The sequence below is a fragment of the Leifsonia psychrotolerans genome, assembly GCF_013410665.1.
Taxonomy (GTDB): domain Bacteria; phylum Actinomycetota; class Actinomycetes; order Actinomycetales; family Microbacteriaceae; genus Cryobacterium; species Cryobacterium psychrotolerans_A.
In genome coordinates this window covers 2,353,164-2,379,199 of the sequence record NZ_JACCFM010000001.1, presented here as the reverse complement: position 1 = coordinate 2,379,199, position 26,036 = coordinate 2,353,164, and the positions used below count along the sequence as shown (strand labels likewise).

Here is a 26,036-nt window from a genome sequence, read left to right as displayed (position 1 = left end):
GGGGGCTCGACCAACGGGGTCTCGACCACCGACCATCAGGAGCACCACGTATGAATCGCACACTCGGCCTGCTGATCAACCCCGTCGCCGGGGTTGGCGGACCGGCCGGCCTCAAGGGCAGCGACGGCGAGGCCGTGCAGGCGCTCGCTCGCACCCGCGGCTCGGCCGCGCATGCCAGTGAGCGCGGTATCCGTGCGCTGCAGGTGATCGCCGAGTCCTACCCGGACGCCACAATTTTCACCGCCGCCGGCTCGATGGGGGCGGATGCCGTCACTGCAGCCGGTCTCAGAGCCCACATCGCGTACACGGCCGGTCATGGCCAGGCCGTGTCCGCCACCACCGCACGCGACACCGTTGCCGCCGCTGCGGCGATCGAGAAAGCCGGAGCCGACCTGATCCTCTTCGTCGGCGGTGACGGAACGGCGCGCGACGTCGCATCCGCGCTCAGTCCCGAGCGGCCGATACTCGGCGTGCCGGCCGGGGTCAAGATGTATTCGGGATGCTTCGCAGTCAGCCCGACGGCGGCCGGCGTTCTGGCCACCCGATGGCTTGGTGACGAGCAGATTCCGCTCACCGAGCGCGAGGTGCTCGACGTCGACGAGGAGCAGATCCGGCACGGCCGGGTCGACCCAAAACTCTTCGCTCTCGTACAGGTTCCGTTCGTGATCGGGCGTACCCAGTCGCGAAAAAGTGCGACCCCGGTCACCGAGGCGGCGGCCGTTCACGCCGCAGCACGCGGGGCCGTCGCCGCGATGAATGACACCACCCACTACCTGCTCGGCCCCGGTGGAACGACGCGCGAAATCGCCCGCCAACTCGGGGTCGAGAAGACGCCGCTCGGCGTCGACGTGGTCTGCGGCGGCTCGCTCATCCTCGCCGACGCCTCCGAGCGGCAGCTGCTCGAGCTCGTGTCCACCACTCCGGCGAAGGCCATCGTCACGGTGATCGGCGGGCAGGGATTCTTGCTCGGACGTGGCAACCAGCAAATCTCGGCCTCGGTCGTCGCCGCACTCGGCCGCGATCCGTTGCTCGTAGTCGCCACCGAACAGAAACTTGCCCTGCTGCTGGGGCAACCTCTCCTGGTCGACACGGGCAACGCCGAGGTCGACCGCACTCTTGCCGGCTACATCCGTGTGATCACGGGCGTGGGCAGTTCCGGCGTTTACCCTGTCACCGCACCAGAAGTGTCAACCGAAGAAAAAGGAGCGCAGCCATGCGTCTAGAAAACAAGAACGCAATTGTCACCGGCGGTGCCGGCGGAATCGGCCGCGCCACCGCGCTGGCTTTCGCGGCTGAAGGCGCGAAGGTGGCGGTCGTCGATTTGCGGGCGGATGCCGCGGAGGCAGTCGTCGCTGAGATCCGCGCAGCCGGGGGCACCGCAGTTGCCATCGCTGCTGATGTTGCCAACGAGCAAGACATCCAGCGCGTGATTGCCACGACCGTTGAGGAATTCGGCGGGGTCAACGTCGTGTTCAACAATGCCGGCATCATTCGCCGCACTACCGCCGTCGAGACCACGGCCGAGGAATGGGACATGGTCTTCGGCGTCAACGTGAAGTCGATCTTCCTGATGTGCAAGCACATCGTGCCGGTCATGGCCGCGAACGGCGGCGGCTCGATCGTCAACACCGGTTCCGGCTGGGGCCTCAAGGGTGGCGGTCAGGCCATCTCCTACTGTGCCTCGAAGGGTGCCGTCGTGAACATGACCCGTGCGCTCGCGATCGACCATGGACCGCAGGGCATCCGCGTCAACTCGGTCAACCCGGGTGATGTGAACACCGGAATGCTGCGCGAAGAAGCCCGCCAGCTTGCGCAAGACACCGACGCGTTTCTCGCCGAATCTGCTGACCGTCCGCTCGGTCGAATGGGTGAGCCCGCGGAGGTCGCCGCGGCCGTCGTCTGGCTCGCCAGCGACGACTCCTCCTATGTCACAGGCTCCGCTCTCGTCGTCGATGGTGGTGGTATCGCCTAAGCACGCACCATTCGCGTCACCACAACGCCCCTCCGCCCGGCTCCGCGCCAGGCCGAGGGGCGTCGTGTTGATGCTGTGGGCCGCGTGAGCGTCGAGGCAACCGGATCGCGGAAGGTGCACAATGACGGTGAATCCGCCGTACACGAAGGAGCAGCCCGATGAATGGAATGAGCGACATCACCCACGGCGCGGGCACGGTGCAGGCCTACCGGAGCGAACCCGGCGCCGACGTGCCTGTCCGTGGCGCGCTGCTGGTGGTACATGAAGTGTGGGGCCTCGTCGACCAGATCAAGAGGGTGGCCGATCGATTCGCCGCCGAGGGGTACCTGGTGCTCGCGCCCGACCTTTTCGCTCACCGAGACCTTGATTCCGACGAGATTGCCGCGCTGCAGGCCGCAGCATTCGGGTCAGACCCCGAGGCCAGAAACCGGGTACAGCCGCGCTTGCGTGAGCTGATGGCACCGCTGAACTCGCCCGATTTCTCGGCCGCAGCCGACGTCGACCTGCGCGCCTGCTTCGACGAGTTGACTGCGCAACCCGGGATCAACGGGCGCGTCGGTGTCGTTGGATTTTGCTTCGGTGGCAGTCAGGCCTACAGCCTCGCCGTGCACGAACCGCGGCTGCGCGCGGCGGTGCCGTTCTACGGTCAGGCCAACTATTCGGTGGCGGAACTCGGCGGCATCCGGTGCCGAATTCAAGCCTTCTACGGCGCGAATGATGTGCGGCTGATGGCCGCGCTTCCCGAATTCCGGCAACAGCTGAGCGCGGCAGGCGTCGACTTTCGCGCCGAGGTGTTTCCCGACTGCGGGCACGCGTTCTTCAACGAGACGAACCTCGGGGCCTTCAACGCGAATGCCGCGACGCGCGCCTGGCGCATCACACTGGACTTCCTCAGCGAATCATTGGCAGGTTGAGGCGCCTCGTCGACGCGAGAGGCGGTGTCGTACCGGGGAGGGTGCGCGTCTGAGCTACTGTGACTGCGTGAAGGAAATTCGGGGTCGTTCGGGGGCGTCACGCATCATCTTCGCCGTTCTGGCGCTGATCGTCGTCGTGTTGGTCGTGAATGCCGTCGCGGCGTTATGGGTCGGGGACGCGGCGAAGTGGCCGGTTGCCGCGGCCGCCGTGTTCTGTGCGGGAACGTGGGAACGCTGCCTGCTTAGGCTGGGGCGTTCGGCGCATCTGGGCATCGTGATCAGTCTTCCGGTTCTTGTCGTCCCAGCATCGAGCTCGTCATTCTCACCCCTGGTTGCAGCCGGACTCGTCGTGCTCGGGGTGCTGATGGTGGGAATCATCCGTCGAGTCCGTCCTCTCATTGCCCTCTACAGCGCCGCCTTGGCCGGCATTGGAGCCGCAGGCATTGCCGTCGTGTCACTGGCCCTGTCGCTGGGCGGGGTTCCGTCGCACCCCGCACTGGCCGTGGGCTGTGCGGCCTACGTCTTTTTTGTCATCGGAGCAGAGTCACTGCGTGAGCGCATCACCATGGGCACACGCAGTGAGCAGCGGCAGGCCGTCTCGGTGGTGCGCACGGTCGGGCTTGCCGTGCTCGTCGGCGCGCTGGCGTTGCTGTCTGATCACTGGAGCGCACACGGTCTCCCGTTGATGAGTGGGGGCTCGGCCGGTGTGAACACCCTGATCGTGCTGTTGCTGCTGGCGGGCGTCGCGCTGGCCCTCACCGCGCACACCCGTAAAGTGGCAATGCGACGCCGCCTCCTCGGTCTGATCGAGGGCACGCTGGCGTTGGGCGCCACCGATATGCGCGCCCCGTCCACTGTCGGGGTGCGTGGTGTCGAGGCAGCATCCGCGCGTGATGCCGCGATGGAAACCAGCCTGCTGCTTCGACGCTCGATCTCTGACACGATCGGTGTGCAGTCCGTGCGGGTCGCGGCGACGCCACCCCGACCCGGTGAAATCGGGGTCGCCGTCGAGTTCGAGCCGGGCCGCACCGAGTACGTCATCGCACGGCGAGATTCGATGGATGTCGCGTTCACGGAGGCGGACCGAAGCGCCCTGGCTGCACTGGCGCAGACGGCAAGCGCCGTCCTGATGGCCCGGCGCAACATCGGCGGGCTGACGACTCGCGCCAATAGCGATCCGCTCACCAGCCTGCCCAACTACGGGGCCTTTCACGAGACCCTCACGAACATCAATGAGCACCGCGAGTACTCAGAGGCATTGGCCGTTCTTTTCATCGACGTGGACGACTTCAAGAGTGTGAACGACCGTCATGGGCATGCTGTGGGCGATGAGATGCTCCGGGAGATCAGCCGACGTTTGCTGGGGTCCGTGCGCTCCGAAGACCTGGTCGCCCGGGTCGGCGGCGACGAGTTCGCCGTCATCCTCACCCATCTCACGTCGGTGGAGGAGGCCACGGCCCGTGCGGAGCGGCTCAAAGTTGCCACGGAACCTCCTCTTGTCATCGAGGGAATCAGCTTCGAACCGGTGCTTAGCATCGGGCTCGCCTACTCCGCACATCGTGAGGCCGACATTAGTTCGCTGGTGCACGACGCCGATCGCAGCATGCTCGGTACCAAAACGGCCCGCCGCCATCTGGGGGCGAAGAAGAAGAGCAGCATTGCGGTCTCACCGCACCACTCGTCGTACCTCAATGACGTTGTCGTTCGGGCCATCGACGACGATCGGTTAGACGTCGCCTTCCAACCGATCGTGAGTCTGGTCAACAATCAGATCTGGGCGTTCGAAGCGCTTGTGCGCTATTCAGACAGCGACGTGGGCACCGTGTCGCCCGCGACCTTGGTCGAGAAGGCGAAGTCGCTCGGCCGCTTGGACGCGCTCACGCGTCAAGTGGCCACCCGGGCGATGGCCGCTGCCGACGCGTTTCGACGGGTTGCGCCGACCGTGGTCTGCATTGCCATCAACATCGAGGCGGTGCAAATGCTGCCCGAGCGCGTCGGCACATTCCTCGAAGAGCTGGCTGCGCGCTATCCCGACCTCTCACTCTGCCTGGAATTGAATGAGCGCTCGGTGGAGCGCGTACCGATGGAGGTGCGCATCCAAGCGGAACGGATGCGGGAGCGCGGCATCCTGATTGCCCTCGACGACTACGGTTCCCAGGATTCCTCCGTCGACGCGTTGGTGCGGGTGCCGATGGATATTCTGAAAATCGATCGAGGGCTCGTTGACGACCTTGATGATGTGCGGCAACGCGAGGTGCTCACCGCGCTGCAGAGTTTCGGCGACAGCCTCGAGTATTCGATGATCGTCGAGGGTGTGGAAAACCAACGGATGGCCGATCATCTGCACGCGATCGGCGTGCGCAGCGCGCAGGGTTTTCACTACGGTGTGCCGCACAACCAGCAGCGAACCCTCGCACGTCTGGAGAAGCACGGTGCGGCGGCAATTGTGCGCCGTGTGACGACGTCACTCGTGGCGCAGGACTCCGTGTCGGCGGGGGGCGGCACCGCCAGCTAGGCTCAAGGAATGGGGGACCTTCAGCGCAACCGGCTCTTCGAGGTCGCCGGCACCGCCGTCGGGCGTTCCGCGCTCGTTTCCCAGCTGCTGCTCACGGCGTCGACTCTGCTGCTCGCGGTGATCGCCGCGGTGGTGATGCCGGAGATGCTGAGCAACACGCTCTTCTTCAGCGCGATGATCTTGATCTTCGTCACAACAGGGCTGGCTGCAGCCGTTCCCTGGGCACGGCTTCCCCTGGTCTGGATCACCGTCCTGCCGGTGCTCGCCATCGCCTCCATCGTGCTCATGCGCGAGGCCGAGCCGCTGCTCGGCGCCACCTTTCTGCTCATCTTTCCGGTGATCTGGCTCTCGAGCAACTTCGGGGTATCGGGGGCTATCGGTGGCGTGGTGCTGGCCGCGGGGTTGGTCTGGGGCAGCGCGTTGAACCGGGAGATCGCCCTGCAGGAAGTGGAGATCCCTCGGCTGGCGATCGTGCCCATTGTGCTGACCTTCGTTGCTGCCACAACCTATGGAACAACCCGGCGTGCAGCCGCGCAGCGGGCACTTCTCACCCAGCAGACCGGACTATTCGAGCTTGCACTGCATCGTTCCCGCCGACAAGAACAAACGCTCGACGAGATTCTGAACGCCGTCGACTTTGGCGTGATCAGCTTTAACCGCGCCGGAGACTCCCACCTGGTGAACCGGGCCCAGCGGGAGATCCTGGCTCGGTTCGGACCTCGCAACGACGTGCCGATGCCAGCCGTACTCTACCGCGAAGATGCGGTGACTCAGTTTGAGGACGACGACCGTCCGTTCCGCCGAGCACTCCGCGGTGAGACGATCGACAGGGTGACCGTCTGGATGGGGGCTCCCGGGGGCGACCGTGCCGCCTTCCTGGTGTCGGCCCGGCCGTTGACCGACCACGAGGGCGTATTCGACGGCAGCGTCATCGTGTTGCGTGACGTCACCGTGGAAATGCGCGCGATTCAAGCCCGGGATGATCTCGTCTCGTCCGTCTCGCATGAATTGCGCACGCCGCTCACATCGGTTCTCGGCTATCTGGAACTCGCCCTCGACGATGAACGGCTCGATCCGTCGACCCGGCACATGCTGACCGTGGCGGAGAAGAACGCCGACCGGCTGCTTGCGCTCGTGTCCGGACTTCTGACCGCCACCAACGACACGTCGAACGTGTTCACCCTCACTGTCGAGACCTGCGACCTGGGTGCCATCGTCGAAGACGCCGTGGAATCCATTCGCCCCCTGGCGCAGGAACGCAACATCACATTCGAGCAGAGCGAGAGTGAGCCGATTTCGATGAAGGTCGACCCCTTTCGCATTCGCCAGGTTGTTGACAACCTGCTCTCGAACGCCGTGAAATACAATGTGCACTCCGGTCGCATCGGTGTTGCGGTGCAGCTGACGGCGGGGGTGGTCGAGGTGCGGGTGAGCGACACGGGAAACGGCATGACCGCAGCCGAGCAGACACGACTTTTCGAACGTTTCTACCGGGCCGACTCGGTGCGCGGTTCGAGCGTGCACGGCACCGGTCTCGGGTTGAGTCTCAGCCGCGACATCATGCGCCAGCACGGCGGTGACCTTCGTCTGACCTCGGAGCCGGGCCGAGGCACAACGGCAATTGCCACGCTTCCCGTGACCGGAGTCCAGCCGCTGGCCGAGATGGGGGAGCCCCGTGCAACTTGACTCATTGACACTTCTGGCCGTGAGCGGAATCATCTCCGTGCTCTGCGGCACATTCTTCATCGTGAACACGACTTTTCGACGCAACGATGGCGTCGGACAGCTGTGGAGTGTGGGCTTCATGGCCGCGATGGTGGGAGCGTTCGGTTTGACCGTGGCCGCGATGAACCCCGAAACCTGGATTGCATTGATTATCGGGAACATGGCTCTTCCCGTGGCGCTCGGGTCGATGTGGTCAGGGGCGCGCGTGTTCAATGGCCGCACATCGCGATTGTGGGCGGTCGGTGTCGTCGCCGCTGTCGCTGCACTGGGCGTCATCGTTCGCGGGCCGGATGCCGGGGGCTGGGCCGGCGCTGCCGAATCCAATCTCGGGGTGGCCGTGATGGCAGCATGCGCGGCGGTCGAATTCTTCACCCGCAGGCTCAAACGCGATGTCAACGGGCGCATCGCCCTGGTGGTATTCGTGACCGTCGCGATCTTCTACGGCACGCGGGCTGCGGCTCTTGTCACGATGGGTCCCAAGAACCCGTTCTTCGAGATGGTCTTCGGCACGGCCACCATCACCTTCGTGAACATGATTCTGATGGTGTCGTTGGCCATCGCCTTGTCGATCCTGCGCGCGGAACGGGCGTCGGGTGGTGCAGTGGGGGACTTCGCCGATGGAATTCATTCCCGGGCCGGCGTGCTCTCGGCGAGCGCTTTCACCCAGGCTGCTACCGATCACCTGCAGCGAGCCGAGCAGGCGCCGGGCGGCCCAGTTCCCTTCGCGCTGATCAGCGCTGACATCGATTTGCTTCCCGATTTCAACCTCGCGTTCGGCAGAACCGCCGGCGACGAAGCCATCGCCTCGTTCGCCGAGACGCTGCGCCGGACTGTTCCACCGACGGCACTGATCGGCCACCCGGCCGCCGGCCGGTTTCTGATTCTTGCGGGTGTTGCCTCTCCGGCCGAGTCGATCGCGATCGCCGAAGACATTCAGGCGAGGCTGACCGATACTCCGCTGCCGTCGGCTGACGTCATCCGTCTCACCGCAAGCTTCAGCGTTGCAGACACCCTCGCGCACGGCTTCGATCTGACGACCCTCATGACGGCTGTCACCCAGGCCGTCAACGTCGTGAAGACATCCGGCGGCAACGACATCGCCGTTGCCCTGACACGACCGTAGGCCTGCCCGAGCCGCACCTGCGCAAAAACTGCGGAAACCCTGGGCTACGGGTGTGCCTTCATGCTCGCAACCCTGCATTCGGCCCGTCATTCTGTAATCACGAGACGGGGCAACGGATGCTCCAGTCTCGATCACTCTCAGACATCGCAGACAAAGGGCACATCGTGAAGAAGATCGTTAGCACATCATTTGGGCTGAAAGCCCGCGCCATCCTCGCCGGAAGCCTCGTGCTCGGCGTCGGAGCGGCCGTCACTTTGGCCTCGTGGAACGATTCCGAGTTCGCCGCCAGCGGCTTCACCGGCGGATCGTTCAACCTGCAGAGCAGCATCACCGGCGGCAGCGGAGCGGCCGACTGGAAGGACGCGCCCAGCACCGCAGCCGCGTCGCTGGCTTTCGTAGCCGGGCCGAACACCCTTTCGCCGAACACGACGGTGTATGCGCCGTTCGCGGTGAAGCTGGCCACCGGCACGACCAACGCCGCAGATGTGAGCATCAAGTCCGCCGCCGCCGCCGGCATCGGTGACCACCTCACCTACCGCATCGTGAAGACCAACGCCTGGGGCTGTGACTCCGTCAAGTACGCCGCCGGCACCGAGGTTGCGCCGACGGCCAACGTCAAGGCGAGTTCTGTCGCCCCGGCATTCGTCCTGGCCGCAGCGAACACCCCGGCCTTCCTGTGCGTCGCGGTGACGGCCGACAGCACTCTGGCTCAGGGCTCAACGGGCACTGTGACCTGGGAGTTCAACGCAGTGTCCACCGCCACGGTCCTTCCGTAACCCCACCTGGCCGTCATGCCTCGTCATTCATATCCCCGGAACCGCAGAGTCAGCCGGTTCACCCGGCTCCGTGCGATCCTGGCCGGTGCGTTGGTGTTCGGTGTCGGAGCCACCGCCACCCTTGCATCATGGAATGACAGCGAGACGGCCACGGCCGGCTTCACCGCAGGCCGCTTTGACATCGTCGGAAGTGTCAACGGTGGCGCGTTCGGCCAGCACGGCCCATCCGCTCCCGCAGCACTGAACTTCCCGGTGCCGGTTGCGGGCATGGCGCCGGGCACTACCAGCTATGCGCTCTTCTCCGTGAAGGGCAGCGCGACCACGGTGGCCGGTGCCGTGAGCCTGGCGGCCGCTGCGACCAACGCCACGAGCGGCACCGGGCTCGGTGCCTTCCTCACCTACGGTGTGACGAGCATTCCCAGCGGCTCGGCCGGCGCCTGCACGGCGACATCGTTCGCCGCCGGTGCGACGGTCGTCGCTCCGGGCTCGCCCGTCACGGCCAGCCAGCCGGCCGGAGTGTCGCTCCCGCTCCGCGCCAAGGGTGCCACCCAGATCAACTACTGCTTCGCGGTCACCCTTCCCACCACCGCCACGAACGATGCCCAGGGCAAGAGTGCTGCTCCGGTCTGGACGTTCAACGCCGTGTCGAGCTAGCTCGCAGTACTGCCACTCCGACCATCGACTGAATAAGAAAGGAGAGTGACCGACGATGACTTCCAGTCACACTCTGCCCACATCCCGCCGCATTGGCCGCGGACTGAGCGAAACCGCTTTGAACCTTGCGGCGTTGGGCGGACTGATCGCCCTGACCCTGGTCGCGCTCGCCTTCTTCTTCAATATCTCGCTGATCATGTTCAAGACCGGTTCGATGAGTCCCACGATTCCGACCGGATCGGTGTCGATCGTGCACGAGATCCCGGCAGCCGAGATCAGCGTCGGCGACGTTGTCACCGTGGACCGCTCCGGCGAACTGCCGGTGACCCACCGGGTGACGAGCGCGTCTGCTGTTGCGGCCGACGGCAGTCGCTCAATCACCCTCAAGGGCGACGCGAACGAGTTGGAAGACCCGGCGCCCTACACCGTGTCCCAGGTGCGCATCGTGCTCTGGTCGGCACCGGGGCTGGCCGCTGTAATCGTCTGGTTCAGCAATCCGCTCGTGCTCGGTTCGATCACGTGTGGTGCGACGGCGCTTGTCATGGGGGCCTTCTGGCCGCGACGCAGCGCTCAGCGTGAGGCTGCGGCGCCCCGCGCGCAGCGTGTGCACGGCCGCCATGCAGCGCTGGCCAGCTGATGCGTCTCGTCGTCCCGCACCGTCACCGTGACGAGACGTCCGACGGGGGAGGGTCGCGCAGAAGGGCTGCACGCGCCTTCGCTTGGTCGACGTCGGAGTACATCGACGAGGCTGCTTTTGCAGCATTGCTCGTGGACATGTCGGGCGACGACGAGAGCACCCGTCGTTTTGTCGAAGACTTCGTCAGCCTCTGGGAGACCCGTGCCCAGAGGCTGACGAATGCGTTCGCGGAGGAGGAGACGGAGGCCGCCTACGTCGTGCTGCTGAGCATCCGCGCCTCGGCCCGGATGTTGGGTGCAATCCCGCTGGAGGCTGCCGCGCTCAGAATGCTTGCTGCTCTGCAGACCACTGAGCTGCTCGCCTGCTCGGTGCAGATCGCAGACGTGCTCGAACTGGGCGAGAACTCTTGCCTCGCGCTCACTGCACGCCTGGCGCATCCGCCCGCGTGCGCGTAGCTACGCGCGGCTGGCGCTCAGCCGGTAGCCGACGCCGCGAACCGTTTCAACGAAACGCGGTGATTGCGCGTTATCACCGAGCTTCCGACGCAGATTCGTGAGATGCACCTCGACCGCACGCTTGTCGGTCTCACTCACATACCCGCTGGTCAGATACGGGTCGCCGCGCACCAGCAATGCCAGGTCCTGCTTGCTCCGCACCCGGCGCCCGGATTCAAGCAGCGCTGCCAAGAGCTCAAACTCGCTTCGCGTCAGGTCGATCTCGTCGTCGTGGAGGGTCACGATGCGCGTGGCGGCATTCAACCGCAGCCCATTGTGACGCAGCCAGTTGTCCTCGGCCGGGATCGCGACCGACATATCGGCACCAGCTGGCGCATCGCTGACCGGGGCCGGCTCGGGGACCTGAGTCGCGGTGGCGACCAACGCGGATTCCGTGCCGCCGGGCGTGCCATGTGCACGCGGGCGTCGCAGCATCGCCTCGATGCGTGCGCGCAACTCGCGCGGGCGAAACGGTTTTGTCACATAATCATCGGCACCCGAGTCGAGGCCCTGAAGCATGTCGATCTCTTCATCCCGAGCGGTGAGCATCACGAGGTAGGTCGAGCTGAACGTTCGAATTCGCTTGGCGACTTCGAACCCATCGATCCCCGGCATGCTCACGTCCAGAGTCGTGACGATCGGGTCGTGTTCGCGTACGGCCTCGATGCCGTCCAGGCCGTTCGCCGTCGACACCGTTTCGAACCCGGCCTGACCAAGCACCGTTTCGAGAAGGTGACGGATGTCGATGTCGTCTTCGATGATGACGGCGATACGCCGTTCCCCCTGAGTGTGCATTGCGCTTATGCTACCAACTTTGCGCCCCTGACGAGGGTAGAGTTTCTTCGCTCTCGCCTCCCGGCGGTGTCGGATTCCCCCGGGCGCGGGTATCCAGCGAATTCCCACGAACAGTGCAGCCTGCTGTGAGGTGTCGGCGGTGAAACGGCGACACCGACGCTTCCCGGCAGTCACGACAGCGCATCGAACCAGGCCACGCGGCTCGAAGATGGCCCTGAGCCGGTCAGCTCAGGCGCCACAATCCAGCCAAGCGCAGAGTATCGCCCCTGAGAGCGGGGTGCGGCAAGAGAAGGCGGCGCGCCGCGATAGGCTGGACAGTGTGAATTCTCAGGCTCCCGTCGACGTCGTACTCATTGGTGGGGGCATCATGAGTGCCACCCTTGGCACCCTGATCAAGCAGTTGCAACCGGACTGGAGTATCCAGGTCTACGAGCGATTGGGCGAAGTCGCCCAAGAAAGCTCGAACCCGTGGAACAACGCGGGCACCGGTCATGCCGCTCTCTGTGAGCTGAACTACATGCCGGAAGCGCCCGACGGGTCCGTCACAGCCGAGAAGGCCGTGAGTATCAACGAGCAGTTTCAGATCAGCCGTCAGCTCTGGTCGCACCTCGTGGAGACGGGTGTGCTGCCCGAACCCGAGAAGTTCATCAACTCCACTCCGCACATGACCTTTGTGCACGGCGCGGCGAATATCGAATACCTCAAGCGTCGCGTCGCGGTGCTGAAAGACGAGCCGTTGTTCCAGGGCATGGAATTCAGCGACGACCCGGCCACGATCAGCAAATGGACCCCGCTTCTGACGAAGAAGCGCAACCCCAAGCAGAAGATCGCCGCCACCCGGATCGAATCGGGCACCGATGTCGACTTCGGCGCCCTCACCCGGTTCCTCTTCCGCGACCTCGTCGCTCACGGTGCCGGCGTGCACGTGAACCAGGAGGTCACCGGTCTCACGAAGAAGCAAGACGGTACCTGGCGGGTGAAACTGCTGCGACTGGTCGGTCAGACCCGCAGCGAGGTCAACGCCCGCTTCGTCTTCGTCGGTGCGGGTGGTGGTGCCTTGGCGCTGCTGCAGAACAGCGGCATCCCCGAGATCAGAGGATTCGGCGGCTTCCCGATCAGCGGGCAGTTCCTGAAAACCACCAACCCGAAAATCGTGGCCCAGCACCAGGCCAAGGTGTATGGCAAGGCTTCGGTGGGTGCCCCGCCCATGTCGGTGCCTCACCTCGACACCCGTATCGTCGACGGCGAACCCTCGCTGATGTTCGGACCGTACGCCGGGTTCACCCCGAAGTTCTTGAAGCGCAGCACCTGGTTCGACTTGCCGTTCTCGATTCGTGCCCACAACCTGGGCCCGATGATGCAGGTCGGCCTGAGCAACTTCGCCTTGGTGAAATACCTGGTCGGCGAGGTGCTTGCGTCGAAGAGCACCAAACTCAAGGCTCTGCAGCAGTTCATGCCTACCGCCAAAATGGCGGACTGGGAACTGATCACAGCCGGCCAGCGCGTGCAGGTCATGAAGAAAGACCCGAACAAGGGCGGCGTCTTGCAGTTCGGCACCGAGGTCATCACCGGGGCCGACGGCAGTATCGCCGGCCTGCTCGGAGCGTCGCCGGGCGCCTCGACAGCGGCGCCGATCATGGTTGACCTGATCAAGCGCTGCTTCCCTGAGCAGTATCCCGGCTGGGAACCCAAACTGCGCGAGATGATCCCGAGCCTCGGCACGAAGCTGTCCGACGATCCGGCAGTCGCCAAGGCCTCGCTCGCGGCAACGGCGGCAACGCTGCACCTCACGGCCTAGGGCGCACAGATGGCCAAGTTGTACTTTCGATACGGGGCCATGAACAGTGGCAAGAGCACCTCGATGTTGCAGGCTGCCTACAACTATGAGGAGCGCGGGCACCAGGTGCTGTTGGCCAAGCCGGCCATCGACACCAAAGGCGACATCGGCATCCTCTCGCGCCTCGGCGTCACGCGACGCGTCGACTTTCTCCTGACACCGGATGCGGATGCCTACGCGCTGTTTCAGGAACTGCGCACGAGGGTCCGGGCTGAAACCGGCCGCGACGTGAGCGCGCTTCTTCTTGATGAGGCGCAGTTCCTCACCGAGACCCAGGTCGACGACCTTCTGCGCATCGCGATTCTGGAGAATGTTCCTGTACTCGCCTACGGCATCCGCACCGACTTTCAAACCGTCGCCTTTCCGGGCAGTCGGCGCCTGCTCGAGATCTCGCACAGCCTCGAAGAGCTCAAAACCATCTGCCGGTGCGGGAAGAAGGCGGTGTTCAACGGCCGAAAGGTTGACGGCCAGTTTGTCTTCGACGGTGATCAGGTCGCCATCGATGGCGTCGAAGTTGCCTATGAGTCGCTGTGCGGCTCGTGTTATCTGCAAGAAAGCGGCGGTGTGCTGAATCAGCGAAGCCGTCTTATTAGTTAGGAATCCATGAAGATCTCAGTTATCGGATGCGGTTATTTGGGTGCGGTGCACGCCTCGGCGATGGCCGAACTCGGGCATGACGTCGTCGGCATCGATGTTGACGCGGCGAAAATTGCCTCGCTGGCGGCCGGAAACCCGCCATTCTTCGAGCCGGGTCTCCCCGAAATTCTGATCTCGGCCACGGCGAGCGGGCGGCTGCGATTCAGCACTGACATCGCGGATGCCGCGGGCTCACAGGTGCATTTCATCGCGGTCGGCACGCCGCAGAAGGCCGGCAGCCACGCCGCGGACCTGACCTACGTCGACGCTGCAGTCAGCGCGCTGATCCCACACCTCGCACCCGGGGATCTCGTTGTCGGTAAGAGCACGGTGCCGGTGGGCACCGCGGCTCGCCTCGCCGAGCAGGTCGAGTCATCGGGCTCGGGTGCGTCGCTGGCCTGGAACCCCGAGTTCTTGCGGGAGGGCTTCGCCGTGCGCGACACCCTGACCCCTGACCGGTTGGTGTACGGCGTGCCGGCTGGCGTGGCCGGGGAACAGCCCGCGGCGCTTCTGAACGAGATCTACGCCTCGGCCCTCGCAGCGGGCACCCCGCTCGTTGTGACCGATTACGCGACAGCCGAGCTCGTGAAGGTCTCAGCCAATGCCTTTCTGGCCACCAAAATCAGCTTCATCAACGCCATGGCCGAAATCGCCGAGGTGACCGGTGCCGACGTCACCCAGCTCGCCGAGGCGATCGGTTTCGACGATCGCATCGGCCGCAAGTTCCTGGGGGCCGGTGTCGGCTTCGGCGGTGGCTGCCTGCCCAAAGACATTCGGGCGTTCACGGCGCGCGCCGAGGAGCTGGGCCGGGGCGAGTCCGTCGCCTTCCTGAAGGAGGTCGACAAGATCAACCTGCGCCGCCGTCAGCGCGTCGTCGACCTCACGGTTGAGGCGCTCGGCGAGAAGCTTCACGGCTCGAAGGTCGCCGTTCTCGGGTTGAGCTTCAAGCCGCACTCCGATGATGTGCGTGACTCGCCGGCGCTCGACGTGGCCGTGCAGTTGCACGGACTGGGGGTGGATGTCGTGGCCACCGACCCGGAGGCCATTCACAACGCGCGCGTGCGGCATCCGCAGCTCGGATATGAAGCGTTGATCGACGATGCGCTGCGCGACGCGGATGTCGTCGTGCTCGTGACCGAATGGCCCGAGTTCCGTGCCCTCGACCCCATCTGGGCAGCCTCGCTGGTGCGCAACCGCGTCGTTGTGGATGCCCGCAACTCCTACGATCCCCAAGTCTGGCGTGCCGCCGGCTGGGCTTACTACGGATTGGGTCGCCCCTAGTGACCGCCGCACCCCGCCTGATCGCTTTCGACCTGGACGACACACTGGCTCCGTCCAAGTCGCCGCTCGACCCGCGCATGGCCGAGCTTCTCGTGCAACTGCTCGCCGTCTCACCGGTCTGCGTGATCTCGGGCGGCCAGATCGCTCAGTTTCGGATGCAGCTGATCGACAACCTGACCGATGTCAGCGCCGAGGCCTTGACTCAACTGCACCTCATGCCCACCTGCGGCACCCAGTATTACCGTCACCAGAACGGCGACTGGATTCAGATCTACTCAGAGAGACTGAGCGACGATGAGAAGGCTGCGGCGCTCGCCGCGGTCGAAGTCGCAGCCCGCGCGTTGGGCTATTGGGAGAGTGATACCTGGGGGCCGATCCTGGAGGATCGTGACTCGCAGATCACTTTCTCGGCCCTCGGCCAGGCCGCACCGGTTGCGGCAAAGCGGGAATGGGATCCGACCGGGGTCAAGAAGAACACCCTGCGCGAGGCCGTTCAGGTGCTGTTGCCAGGACTGGAGGTGCGTTCCGGCGGGTCAACCTCGGTTGACATTACTCGTCGGGGCATCGATAAGGCCTACGGCATGACCAAGCTGGCCGCCCTCACCGGGATTCCGCTCGATGACATGCTCTTCGTCGGCGATCGACTCGACGAAGACGGCAACGACTACCCGGTGAAGGCGCTCGGACTCACCTGTGTCGCGGTTACGGGCTGGGAGGACACCGCTGCGTACCTGGAGACGCTCATTCCGCAGCTGCGTGCTGCGTCCGAGGCATCCTCCCGTTGATCGAGCGACCCTCTCGTTGATCGAGCCTGTCGAGATCTATTGACCGTGCCTCGGGATGGCGGGCAGGGTCTCGACAGGCTCGACCAGCGGGTTTGCCTCGACCAGCGGGTTTGCCTCGACCGACGTCGTCTCGTTGGTCGAGCGACCCTCCCGTTGGTCGAGCGACCCTCCCGTTGATCGAGCGACCCTCCCGTTGATCGAGCCTGTCGAGATCTAGTGACCGTGCCCCTGGACGGCATGCAGGTTACGCACAAGGGCCGGCACACCATGTGTGCCGGCCCTCATTATGTGGTCGGGGTAACAGGATTTGAACCTGCGACCTCGTCGTCCCGAACGACGCGCGCTACCAAGCTGCGCCATACCCCGATGGTCCGTAAGACCTCTACTAGTATACCTACTCCGAGGGGGACCGATGACCGCGTCAGGCCGCTGTGAGGGTGAGGAGCGTCGCCTCGGGGCGGCAGGCGAAGCGCACCGGCGCATAGATCGAGGTGCCGAGACCTGCCGACACGTTCAGGAACGCCGTGCGCAGCCCGAGGTTCCACAGGCTGAGTCCTTTGGCCTGACGTCGAGGGATGTCGCAGTTGGTGACCAGGGCACCGAAGCCGGGCACGCAGACCTGTCCGCCGTGGGTGTGCCCGGCGAGAATGAGCTGGGCACCGTGGTTCACAAACGAGTTGAGCACTCGCTGATACGGCGCATGGGTGACGCCAACGGTGAGAGTGGGCCGCTCCGCCGCCGGTTGTGCCGGATCCGGCCAGGTCTCGTCCAAGAGGGGATCATTCGACCGCAACTCGTCGACAGCTCCCGTAATCAGATCGAGACGATCCTTGCCGATGTGTGGGTCGTCGACACCAAAGAATTCGAGGCGGGTGCCGTTCACCTCAAGGGCATCCGCGGTGTTGTTGAGGTCTTTCCACCCCAACGCGCTGAAGACACTGTGCAGCTTGTCGATATCGAGACTCACAGGTCGGGAATGAACCATCGACGGCCCCCCGAAATACTTCAACGGGTTCTTCATTTGCGGCCCGAAGTAGTCGTTGGACCCGTTGACGAACACCCCAGGAACTCCGGCGAATGGCTCCAGCGCATACTCGATACCGGCGATACCGTCGACGTGACCCAGATTGTCGCCCGTGTTCACAATGAAGTCCGGTTGCAGTGCCGCGAGGTCGCGCACCCAATCCTGCTTGTCGCGCTGCCACGGGGCCATGTGCAAATCGGAGAGGTGCAGAATCCGGATTGGAGCGGAGCCGTGGGCGAGCACCGGCACGCTCACCTCCCGCAGCGTGTAGCGCTTGCGCTCGACCAAGGATCCCCACGCGAACGCGGCAAGGCCGGCTCCGGCAGCCAATCCTGCTGTCGTCGCGAGGGCTTTGCCCGCAGTGCCGAGCGAGCTCATCAGCCGTTTCCGTCGCCAGAGCCGTTGCCGTTGCCGTTATCCGCTCCTCCGCCGTTGCCGCCGGTTGCGCTGCCGACAACGATCGTGACGGTGTCTCCTGGTCTGGCAGGCGTACCTGCGCCGGGCTCCATCGAGATCACGCGGCCAATCTGGCGTGGATCGCTCTTCTCGACGATCTTGACGTTGAATTCCCGCAGGTCGTTCTTGGCGTCGTTGAGAGCCTTGCCGACGACGTTGGGCAGGGCCTTCATCGCGCCGTTGCTCGTGAAGACGGTGATGGTTGAGCCGCGGTCGGTGTTGCCGCCGCCCGCAGGGTCGGTTCCTGCGACGAGACCAGCAGCCACATCGGAGTCGATGACGCCGCCGTCCGAGAAGGTGAATCCGGCCGCTTCAATGGCGGACTGTGCCTCAGCCATTGATTTTCCGCGCACATCGGGAACCGGAACCTGCACGGTCTGAATCACCGAGCTGGACGCCTCGGGGAAGTCGTCTCCGCCATACTTGGCATTCGCAACGCTCATGACGGCCGGCCACATGTGGTGACGGGCGTACGAAGCGGTCGTGCCGTTCATGGTGACGGCGCGCTGGTTGATATCGCCGTTCACGCTGACGACACCGACAACAGTCGATACCTTGGTGCTCGCACCGCTCATCCACGTGTCTTTGTTGCCGTCGGTCGTTCCGGTCTTACCGATCATCGGAACGCGAGGGCGTGTGGCGCCGTACGACTGCGTCGCGGTTCCACCCGTCATAACTCTCTGCATGGCATAGGTCATACCGGCCGCAACGCTGGGCTCGACCGACTGGGTGCAGGTCGACTTCGGAATGGGAATCTCTTTGTCGTTCGGGCCGACGATCTTGTCGATCGCGACCGGCGAGCAGGTGGAACCGCTGTTGGCGATGCCTGCGAAAGCCACAGCCATGGTCAACGGAGCGACCTCATTGGTACCCAGCACCGAGCTGGCGCCCTGCTCCAGCGGCTTCCCGTTCGCACGGTGCACACCGAAGGCCTCGGCCGTCTGACGGATGCCGCAGAGGTCAAGCTTCTTAGCCATTCCGATGAAGCCCGTGTTGATGGATTCCTGCGTCGACTGCAGGGCGCTGTAGTTGCTGCCGCTTTCACCCGAGTCGTTCTTCGGGTTGAAGCTGGCGCCGTAGTTCTGCGGGCCGTCGCAACTGTCTTTGAATGTTCCCCAGTCGCTCTTCCGGCGGGAATCGACGCGCTCGTTGAGCGAGTGCCCCTCCTTCAACCACTCGCCGAGAGTGAACACCTTGTAGGTCGAGCCGGGCTGGAAGCCGAGCGATCCGCCCTGAGTTTCGTCGGTGTTGTAGTTGATGCTCGTGTAGTCGGGGTTTTCAAGCACAGCTGGGTCCTGACTGTACTTGCGGTTCTGCGCCATGGCGAGAACGCGGCCAGTGCCCACCTGCACGCTGGAGATCACTCCACCGACGTCCCAGCCGTCCATGGTTGCCGGCACGTATTCGGCCATGGTCGACTCTGCAGCCGCCTGCAGGTCGAGGTCGAGCGTGGTGTACACGTCGTAGCCGCCACGCTTGAAGTTCAGCAACCGAGTCTCGGCATCTGCGCCGAACGTCGGGTCGGTCTTGAGAATCGTCGTGACATAGTCACAGAAGTAACCGCTGCCACCGGCGGTTTGGCAGCCCGTGCTCGGCTCCTGGATGGCCGGCTCAATCGGCGACGCAATGGCCGCGGTGTAGTCGTCCTTCGAGATCTTCTTGTACTTCAACATCTCGTTCAGGATGTAATCGCGACGCTGTTTGTTGGCTGCGTATCCGTTGGCCGCGCCGTTCGTTTCACTGTCGGGATTATCAAGCTGGAATTTGACGGGGTTGTTCACGATCGCGACCAGGCTCGCTGACTGCGCGAGAGTGAGGTTCGCGGCGCTCGTCGAGTAGTAGTAGTTCGCTGCGGCCTCAATGCCGTAGACACTGCCGCCGAAGCCGGTGATGTTGAGGTACTGGCGCAGGATGTCGTCCTTCGAGTACTTCTTCTCGAGGCCGATGGCCAGGCGCATTTCCTTCAGTTTGCGGTCGATGCTTGTCTCGGTGGCATCGATGTAGCAGGCCTTCACTTCCTTCTCGTTGGTGAGTACCTCACACTTCTGCACGAGAACGTTCTTGACGTACTGCTGCGTGATCGACGAGCCACCGCGGGTGTCTCCGCCGCCGAGCGTCTTCACTGCACCCTTGACGGTTCCTTCGAGGTCGACTCCACCATGCTCGAAGTAGCGGGGATCTTCACCGGCCACCGCGGCATCCTTCACAAACTGACTGATCTGATCGGAACCCACCTCAACGCGGTTCTGGTCGTAGAACGAGGCCAGGAGTACGGGAGCACCTTCGTTATTCGTCGCGTAAATGTTGCTCTTCTGTGAGAGTTGGTCGATGGTGAGGAACTCGGGGAGGTTCTCGAAGACGCTGATGGTGTTCGTCGCGGCGATACCGGAGAGGGCGAGCGCTGGGGTGACGGCGACGGTCACGAGAACACCGGCGACGGCACTCATTCCGATAAAGCCAAGCACTCCACCCAGCACGCCGCTGGCCGTTCGATTTTTGACAGACATAAGATTGACCCTATAGGGACAAAGCTGAACAACAGCTTGAATAGGAGCCGCATGCCTGCTTGGGAATACCTCACAACGCCGCTGATGATTCACAACACAGCCGCCATCTTGAATAACTGGGGATCGGAGGGCTGGGAGCTCGTGCAAGTCGTCACCGGACCAGAAGGTGGGCTCGTCGCCTACCTCAAACGTCCACTCGCCGCCGACTCGACTGTCGAAGGAGCATAGTTATGTCGCAGATTGACGCACGCCTGGCCGAACTCGGAATCGAACTACCCGCCGTCGTGCCGCCGGTTGCTGTGTATGTTCCGGCAGTTGTGTCTGGTTCGCTTGTCTTCACCTCGGGCCAGCTGCCGATGGTGGCCGGTGCGCTGCCGGCCCTCGGCAAGGTCGGCGAAGGCGAGGGGCTCGTCCCTCCCGCGGATGCGAAGGCGTACGCCCGGATCTCGGCGCTGAACGCGCTGGCCGCGATCAAGGCGAAGATCGGCTCGCTCGACCGCATCACTCAGATCGTCAAGGTTGTCGGTTTTGTCGCATCCGACCCGTCGTTCACCGGTCAGCCCCGCGTCATCAATGGTGCGTCCGAGGTGCTCGGCGAGATCTTCGGTGAGGTGGGCGTGCACGCACGCTCCGCAGTCGGGGTGTCGGTGCTGCCGCTCGACTCGCCCGTCGAGCTTGAACTGATCGTGTCGTTCGCCTAAAAACGTCACCCAGACACGCGAGATCGGAGTCGTGGTCGTTATAAAGCGATCATTACGACCACGACTCCGATCTCGGGGACGCGGGCCCCTGCCACTCCCGTTGATCGACCTCAACCGCTGATCGAGCCTGTCGAGATCCCGCGAGCCAATCGCAAGACACGGCCACATCCAGCCCGTTGATAGAGCCAGAGATCTCGCGAGAGGGTTGTAGCTATTTCACCTGGCCGGAGATGATCTGCATGACCGAGGTGTCGGCCAGCGTCGTGGTGTCGCCGATCTCGCGGCCCTCGGCAACGTCCCGCAGCAGACGCCGCATGATCTTGCCGGAGCGGGTCTTCGGCAGTTCGTTGACGATGAAGATCTGACGCGGACGTGCGATCGCACCAATCTGCGAAGCGACATGCGCCCGCAGAACAGCCGAGACGTCTTCGTGCGATGCGGTGTCCTCCTGGCTGGCCTTGATGATCACGAACGCGACGACGGCCTGGCCGGTCGTCTCGTCGGCCGCGCCGACCACGGCAGCTTCAGCGGTGAGCGGATGCGCGACCAACGACGACTCGATCTCGGCGGTTGACAGGCGGTGACCCGACACGTTCATCACGTCGTCGACGCGTCCGAGCAACCAGATGTCGCCGTCCTCGTCCAGCCGGGCGCCGTCGCCGGCGAAATACTTGTCACCGAACTTGTCCCAGTAGGTTTCCTTGAAGCGCTCGGGGTCGCCCCAGATGCCGCGCAGCATGGCCGGCCACGGCTCGCTGACGACGAGCAGCCCGCCCTCGCCACCACCGACAGCGTTGCCGTCGTCGTCGAGCACCTCGATGCTGATGCCGGGGATCGCGACTTGCGCGCTTCCCGGCTTGGTCACGGTGATGCCGGGCAAGGCCGAAACCATGATCGCGCCGGTCTCGGTCTGCCACCAGGTGTCGACCACCGGGGTGAGGTTGTTACCGATGACTTCGCGGTACCACATCCACGCCTCGGGATTGATGGGCTCGCCCACCGAACCGAGCAGGCGCAGGCTCGACAGGTCGAACTCCTGCGGAATCTGTCGACCGAGCTTCATGAACGTACGGATGGCCGTGGGCGCGGTGTACAGGGTCGTCACCTTGTACTTCTCGATTACCTCCCACCAGCGGCCGGGGTGTGGTGAATCGGGGGTGCCTTCGAACAGCACCTGGGTGGCACCGTTGGCGAGCGGGCCGTAGACCACGTAGCTGTGGCCGGTGATCCAGCCGACGTCGGCGGTGCACCAGTAGACATCCGTCTCAGGCTTGAGGTCGAAGACGCTCTTATGCGTGAACGCGCTCTGGGTGAGGTAGCCACCGCTGGTGTGCAGAATGCCCTTGGGCTTGCCGGTGGTGCCGGAGGTGTAGAGGATGAAGAGGGGGTTCTCGGCCGGGAACGGCTGGGCGACGTGCTCGTCCGGGGCCGCGGCGAGTTCGTCGTGCCACCACAGGTCGCGCTCGTTCCACTCGACGTCGCCGCCGGTGCGCTTGACGACGAGAACGTTGGTGACCGACGAGTCACCGCTGGCCAGTGCCGCGTCGACGGCCGGCTTGAGGGCGGATGCCTTGCCCTTGCGGAATCCTCCGTCGGCCGTGATGACCAGAGCAGCGTTGGCGTCGTCGATGCGCGAGCGCAGGCTCTCGGCGCTGAACCCGCCGAAGATGACCGAGTGCACGGCGCCGAGGCGGGCCACGGCGAGCATGGCAATGACGGCCTCGGGAATCATCGGCAGGTAGATGGCGACACGATCGCCGGCCTTCACTCCCAATTTAATGAGCACGTTTGCGGCGCGTTTGACCTCGGCGGTCAGCTCGGCATAGGTGATCGAGCGGGAGTCACCCGGTTCGCCTTCCCAGTGGAGGGCGACACGGTCGCCGTTGCCGGCCAGCACGTGGCGGTCGAGACAGTTGTAGGCGACGTTGAGCGCACCGTCTTCGAACCAGGTGGCGAACGGCGGGTTCGTCCAGTCGAGGGTTTTGGTGAACGGGGTGTCCCAGTGCAGCAGGTCGCGGGCCTGGTCGGCCCAGAATTTAAGGCGGTCGGCTGCGGCATCCTCATAGAGCTCGGGCCGTGCAGTGGCCTGCGCGGCGAATTCGGGGGACGGGGCGAATCGCCGGGACTCAGTGAGCAGGTGATCGATTTGGACGCTCATTGTTCTTGGGTCGCTCCTTCGCGATGCGTAAATCCGGGAGTGTGGCCAGCCACAAAAGAACCCTACTCTGCTTGGATTGGGCATTTTTTCACGGTGGTTGCGCATCGTTTCGAACCGAGTCTGAGAAGACAAACAGAATGTCCCCATTTATGAGGACTCAGAAGTTGCGATTTCCGTCAGTACGCGTACACTGGGATTCGTCCGAACGTAAAGTTTTGACCAGTGATGCGTATGGTTCCCCCCAATCTGCGCGTCACCGAGGCGGCACCTGTTCCCCCCAATAGGTGCCGCCCCCCTTTTTTTAACGACTCGGTGGTCGAGCGAGTGCCGTTGGTCGAGCGAGTCGAGACCCGGTCACCGCGAGCGGCGTTTCGCTCCCTCCCGTCGGTCGAGCGTGTCGAGCCTTGGGGGCGCTTCGCGCCAGCACGGGATATGAATATCCAGATCAGGGCGAATTGCGAGTTTCGGGCGTTTTGCATATCCCGAGTAGACCCGGTGAGTCAGTCCCGAAATCCTTGCGCTTCACCGTCGACTTCCCTCCACACCAGCGCGGGTGGCCACGTTATGCACCGGCATGGTTCCTGCGGATGCTGCTCCGCATCGGCCGCGTAGCGTCGCCCCATGATTACGCCGTATGTCGCTTTTCCGTCCTACGCCGATACCGCCGCAGTGCCGCGGCATGCCGTTCCCGATGTTCTCGACCAACCGGAACCGGGGTCGCGGCTGATTGTGTCGTCGCGTGAGCAGCAGTCTGAGGCTCTGCACGTCGGCGTGTCAGCGCCGATACCGCTCAGCGACCACTCCGCGCTTGGGCCGCTGGCTCTGTTCGCCTCCGGCACCGACGTGACCGATCTGCTGGTCAATGGTGAAGCAGGACTCTGGGTCGACGCCGGGCACGGCCTCATCCACGAGCCGACCTGGCGATTCTCCGAAGCCGAGCTCCGCGCTCTCGCGGTGAGATTGATTGCACTCGGCGGTCGACATGTCGACGAGGCTAGCCCGTGCGTCGACGTGAGGCTGGCCGATGGCATTCGGGTGCATGTCGTGCTTCCGCCCGCGTCGAGTTGCGGAACGCTGATCTCGATCAGGCTGCCGCGCGCGCACCGCTTCACCCTCGATGAACTGGCGCGCGCGGGGCTCTGCGGCAGCGGGGTCGAGGGCCACGCGCTGACCGAGAGACTGCGCGACGTGGTTCTCACCCGAATCAATCTGCTGATCACGGGCGCGGCGGGCAGCGGCAAGACCACTCTTCTCGCGGCGATGCTCGCGGAGGCGCCCGGCGATGAACGCATCATCGCGATCGAAGACGTCGCCGAGTTGCGCATCGCGCATCCGCACGTGGTCGGGCTCGAATCACGCCAGGCCAATCTCGAGGGCGCCGGTCGAATCGGGTTGGAGATTCTGTTGCGCGAAGCGCTGCGGATGCGGCCAGACCGTCTGGTGCTGGGCGAATGTCGCGGGGCCGAGATTCGAGAGCTGCTGGCGGCGCTGAACACGGGTCATAGCGGTGGGGCCGGAACTCTTCATGCCAACTCGCTGCACGACGTTCCGGCTCGCCTCGAGGCGCTCGGTGCTCTGGCGGGGATGCCGCCCGAAGCGGTCGCGAGGCAGGCGGTCAGCGCCATTGGCTTGATCCTGCACCTGGAGCGTCGAGCGGGGCAGCGCCGTCTTGCCGAGGTCGGCAGGTTCGCTCTCGACGGCAACGACAGGCTGAGAGTTGTGGCCGCATGATCGGGCGTCGTCGCAGGAAGCCTGGCGGAGTGTCTGCGTTAGAAGAGGTCGCGCAGGTCGCCGAGCGGGTGGCCGTCTTGCTCTCGGCCGGGGTATCGCCAGCGCGCGCGTGGGGTTACCTGCTTCCTGTCGATCACGTCGGGGGCCACCAGGCTGTGGGTGAGTCGAATGAGGGCGAGCGGGATGCGGGTAATCCGGGTATTGGTGAACCGGGCGTGGGCGAATTCGCTGTGGGCGAGCTAGACCTGAGGATGCCGAGTTCCCGCATTCCGGGCCGGCCGCATCGGCAGCGACCGAGTGCGCAGGCCGAAGCCCGCACGGAACGGATCATTCGTGCGGCGGCCTTCGCCGGGCTGCGGGGTGAGAGCGCTGCCGATGCCATCGCCTTCGAGGCTCGCTCACGCGACAACCGCGAGAGGGAAGCCTGGCTGTGCTTGGCCGCGGCCTGGTCGGTGGCAACCGAGGCCGGTGCTCCCTTGGCGGGATGTCTGCGCGATCTGGCTCAGGCCTTTCGGCACATCGGCCAGTTGCACCGCGATCTGGATGTGGCAGTGGCGGGGCCGGCCGCGACGGCGCGCATGGTGATGGTGCTGCCGATCATCGGCATTCTTTTCGGCACGGTGATGGGCTTTGACACCCTGCGCACGCTCTTTCTCACCGTGCCCGGTGTGCTCTGTCTGGGGGTGGGGGCGTTGCTCCTCGTGCTCGCTGCTCGGTGGAACCGCAGGCTACTGCGGTCGGCCCGAGCACAATCTGTCGCTCCCGGCCTGGAACTGGATCTGACCGCGATCGCCCTCGCGGGCGGAGGCTCGATCGACGGCGCTCGCGCGCTCGTCGCGGTGGCCCAACGCCGCTTCCTTTCAGGGAACGATGAGCCGCCGTCGACAGCCACCACCACTACCGACGCTGTCGCGGTGGCGCGCTCCGGCACCGGATCCCGCATCGAGTCCGATTCCGAGCCCGGTTCGGAGTCCGATGGCCTGCGTGACTCAGTTCTTGACCTGGCGGAACGAGCGGGGGTTCCGGCTGCAGAGCTCCTCCGCAGCGAGGCAGAGCAACTGCGCCGGCAGGCGCGCAGCGAGGGGCAGCAGAGGGCCGAAGCTCTCGCCGTGACGCTCATGATTCCGCTTGGAGTCTGCGTGCTTCCGGCGTTCATGCTGGTGGGCGTCATGCCATTGCTGCTGGGGGTTCTCTCCTCCACTCTCTCGACACTCTGAGATTCTGCACGGCTTGCAGGTCTTCTCGCTCTGCGGCGGTTGCTCGCGACACGCTGGAGTCACTCGTGCCACCACCAATCGCGCCAGACGGCGCAGAA

General features: G+C 64.5%; 22 protein-coding genes and 1 tRNA gene. 18 read left to right on the top strand and 5 right to left on the bottom strand.

The genetic code is table 11. From position 1 onward, the window contains the following. The first annotated feature begins 50 nt into the window (after nt 1–50). The 10 genes from HNR05_RS10890 to HNR05_RS10845 all read left to right on the top strand — a co-directional run bounded on the left by HNR05_RS10890 (nt 51) and on the right by HNR05_RS10845 (nt 10,771). Nucleotides 51–1,223: an ATP-NAD kinase family protein gene (locus tag HNR05_RS10890; protein WP_179579031.1), complete on the top strand. Its 1,173-nt coding sequence runs from the start codon at nt 51–53 to the stop codon at nt 1,221–1,223. Continuing rightward, nucleotides 1,214–1,972, top strand: coding sequence for an SDR family NAD(P)-dependent oxidoreductase (locus tag HNR05_RS10885; protein WP_179579030.1), 759 nt, complete (start codon nt 1,214–1,216; stop codon nt 1,970–1,972). The genes HNR05_RS10890 and HNR05_RS10885 overlap by 10 nt, the downstream gene beginning before the upstream one ends. 158 nt (nt 1,973–2,130) lie before the next feature. Then, nucleotides 2,131–2,886, top strand: coding sequence for a dienelactone hydrolase family protein (locus HNR05_RS10880; RefSeq protein WP_246318388.1), 756 nt, complete (start codon nt 2,131–2,133; stop codon nt 2,884–2,886). 67 nt (nt 2,887–2,953) lie between these two features. Then, nucleotides 2,954–5,401: an EAL domain-containing protein gene (locus tag HNR05_RS17975; protein WP_179579029.1), complete on the top strand. Its 2,448-nt coding sequence runs from the start codon at nt 2,954–2,956 to the stop codon at nt 5,399–5,401. 9 nt (nt 5,402–5,410) lie between these two features. After that, nucleotides 5,411–7,087, top strand: a complete 1,677-nt coding sequence (locus HNR05_RS10870) for a sensor histidine kinase (RefSeq protein WP_179579028.1) — start codon at nt 5,411–5,413, stop codon at nt 7,085–7,087. Then, complete coding sequence (locus HNR05_RS17970) at nt 7,077–8,249, top strand: diguanylate cyclase domain-containing protein (RefSeq protein ID WP_179579027.1); 1,173 nt, start codon at nt 7,077–7,079, stop codon at nt 8,247–8,249. Before HNR05_RS10870 ends, HNR05_RS17970 begins: the two co-directional genes overlap by 11 nt. Before the next feature lie 164 nt (nt 8,250–8,413). Beyond that, the gene (locus tag HNR05_RS10860) at nt 8,414–9,025 is read left to right on the top strand and encodes a SipW-dependent-type signal peptide-containing protein (RefSeq protein ID WP_179579026.1); all 612 of its coding nucleotides are present in this window, start codon (nt 8,414–8,416) and stop codon (nt 9,023–9,025) included. Between the two features lie 15 nt (nt 9,026–9,040). After that, nucleotides 9,041–9,679 (top strand): SipW-dependent-type signal peptide-containing protein, encoded by a 639-nt coding sequence (locus tag HNR05_RS10855; RefSeq protein WP_179579025.1) that lies wholly within the window; start codon nt 9,041–9,043, stop codon nt 9,677–9,679. 55 nt (nt 9,680–9,734) lie between these two features. Next, entirely contained in the window at nt 9,735–10,316 is a 582-nt protein-coding gene (locus HNR05_RS10850) for a signal peptidase I (RefSeq protein ID WP_179579024.1), read from the top strand. Then, the gene (locus tag HNR05_RS10845; protein ID WP_179579023.1) at nt 10,316–10,771 is read left to right on the top strand and encodes a hypothetical protein; all 456 of its coding nucleotides are present in this window, start codon (nt 10,316–10,318) and stop codon (nt 10,769–10,771) included. Before HNR05_RS10850 ends, HNR05_RS10845 begins: the two co-directional genes overlap by 1 nt. On the opposite strand, the gene HNR05_RS10840 is transcribed toward HNR05_RS10845, so the two are convergent. Beyond that, the gene (locus tag HNR05_RS10840; RefSeq protein ID WP_179579022.1) at nt 10,772–11,605 is read right to left on the bottom strand and encodes a response regulator transcription factor; all 834 of its coding nucleotides are present in this window, start codon (nt 11,603–11,605) and stop codon (nt 10,772–10,774) included. Nucleotides 11,606–11,924: 319 nt separating this feature from the next. On the opposite strand from HNR05_RS10840, the gene HNR05_RS10835 reads away from it, so the two are divergent. From HNR05_RS10835 to HNR05_RS10820, 4 genes are read left to right on the top strand one after another with little or no spacing between them, the layout of a single operon-like run. After that, entirely contained in the window at nt 11,925–13,403 is a 1,479-nt protein-coding gene (locus HNR05_RS10835) for a malate:quinone oxidoreductase (protein ID WP_343062555.1), read from the top strand. A 9-nt stretch (nt 13,404–13,412) separates the two neighbouring features. Further along, nucleotides 13,413–14,039 (top strand): thymidine kinase, encoded by a 627-nt coding sequence (locus tag HNR05_RS10830; RefSeq protein ID WP_179579020.1) that lies wholly within the window; start codon nt 13,413–13,415, stop codon nt 14,037–14,039. A 6-nt stretch (nt 14,040–14,045) separates the two neighbouring features. Then, nucleotides 14,046–15,359 (top strand): UDP-glucose dehydrogenase family protein, encoded by a 1,314-nt coding sequence (locus HNR05_RS10825; protein ID WP_179579019.1) that lies wholly within the window; start codon nt 14,046–14,048, stop codon nt 15,357–15,359. After that, nucleotides 15,359–16,144 (top strand): HAD-IIB family hydrolase, encoded by a 786-nt coding sequence (locus tag HNR05_RS10820; protein WP_179579018.1) that lies wholly within the window; start codon nt 15,359–15,361, stop codon nt 16,142–16,144. The genes HNR05_RS10825 and HNR05_RS10820 overlap by 1 nt, the downstream gene beginning before the upstream one ends. Before the next feature lie 289 nt (nt 16,145–16,433). Here the strand turns inward: HNR05_RS10820 and HNR05_RS10815 are convergent. The 3 genes from HNR05_RS10815 to HNR05_RS10805 all read right to left on the bottom strand — a co-directional run bounded on the left by HNR05_RS10815 (nt 16,434) and on the right by HNR05_RS10805 (nt 20,131). Continuing rightward, nucleotides 16,434–16,510: transfer RNA gene (locus HNR05_RS10815), tRNA-Pro, on the bottom strand. Between the two features lie 55 nt (nt 16,511–16,565). After that, complete coding sequence (locus tag HNR05_RS10810; protein ID WP_179579017.1) at nt 16,566–17,546, bottom strand: metallophosphoesterase; 981 nt, start codon at nt 17,544–17,546, stop codon at nt 16,566–16,568. After that, nucleotides 17,546–20,131: a transglycosylase domain-containing protein gene (locus HNR05_RS10805; protein ID WP_179579016.1), complete on the bottom strand. Its 2,586-nt coding sequence runs from the start codon at nt 20,129–20,131 to the stop codon at nt 17,546–17,548. Before HNR05_RS10805 ends, HNR05_RS10810 begins: the two co-directional genes overlap by 1 nt. A gap of 51 nt (nt 20,132–20,182) precedes the next feature. Here HNR05_RS10805 and sp36 point away from each other — a divergent pair, with 51 nt between their 5' ends. Together sp36 and HNR05_RS10795 are read left to right on the top strand one after the other, a co-directional pair. After that, nucleotides 20,183–20,359, top strand: coding sequence for a Sp36 family protein (sp36, locus tag HNR05_RS10800; RefSeq protein WP_179579015.1), 177 nt, complete (start codon nt 20,183–20,185; stop codon nt 20,357–20,359). A gap of 2 nt (nt 20,360–20,361) precedes the next feature. Further along, complete coding sequence (locus tag HNR05_RS10795; protein WP_179579014.1) at nt 20,362–20,832, top strand: RidA family protein; 471 nt, start codon at nt 20,362–20,364, stop codon at nt 20,830–20,832. Nucleotides 20,833–21,043: 211 nt separating this feature from the next. On the opposite strand, the gene acs is transcribed toward HNR05_RS10795, so the two are convergent. Continuing rightward, nucleotides 21,044–22,990, bottom strand: a complete 1,947-nt coding sequence (acs, locus tag HNR05_RS10790; protein ID WP_179579013.1) for an acetate--CoA ligase — start codon at nt 22,988–22,990, stop codon at nt 21,044–21,046. A 621-nt stretch (nt 22,991–23,611) separates the two neighbouring features. Here acs and HNR05_RS10785 point away from each other — a divergent pair. Both HNR05_RS10785 and HNR05_RS10780 read left to right on the top strand, forming a co-directional pair. Further along, the gene (locus HNR05_RS10785) at nt 23,612–24,721 is read left to right on the top strand and encodes a TadA family conjugal transfer-associated ATPase (RefSeq protein WP_179579012.1); all 1,110 of its coding nucleotides are present in this window, start codon (nt 23,612–23,614) and stop codon (nt 24,719–24,721) included. A 29-nt stretch (nt 24,722–24,750) separates the two neighbouring features. Further along, a complete protein-coding gene (locus tag HNR05_RS10780; RefSeq protein ID WP_343062554.1) occupies nt 24,751–25,938 on the top strand; it encodes a hypothetical protein in 1,188 nt (395 codons plus the stop codon). Nucleotides 25,939–26,036 lie beyond the last annotated feature (98 nt).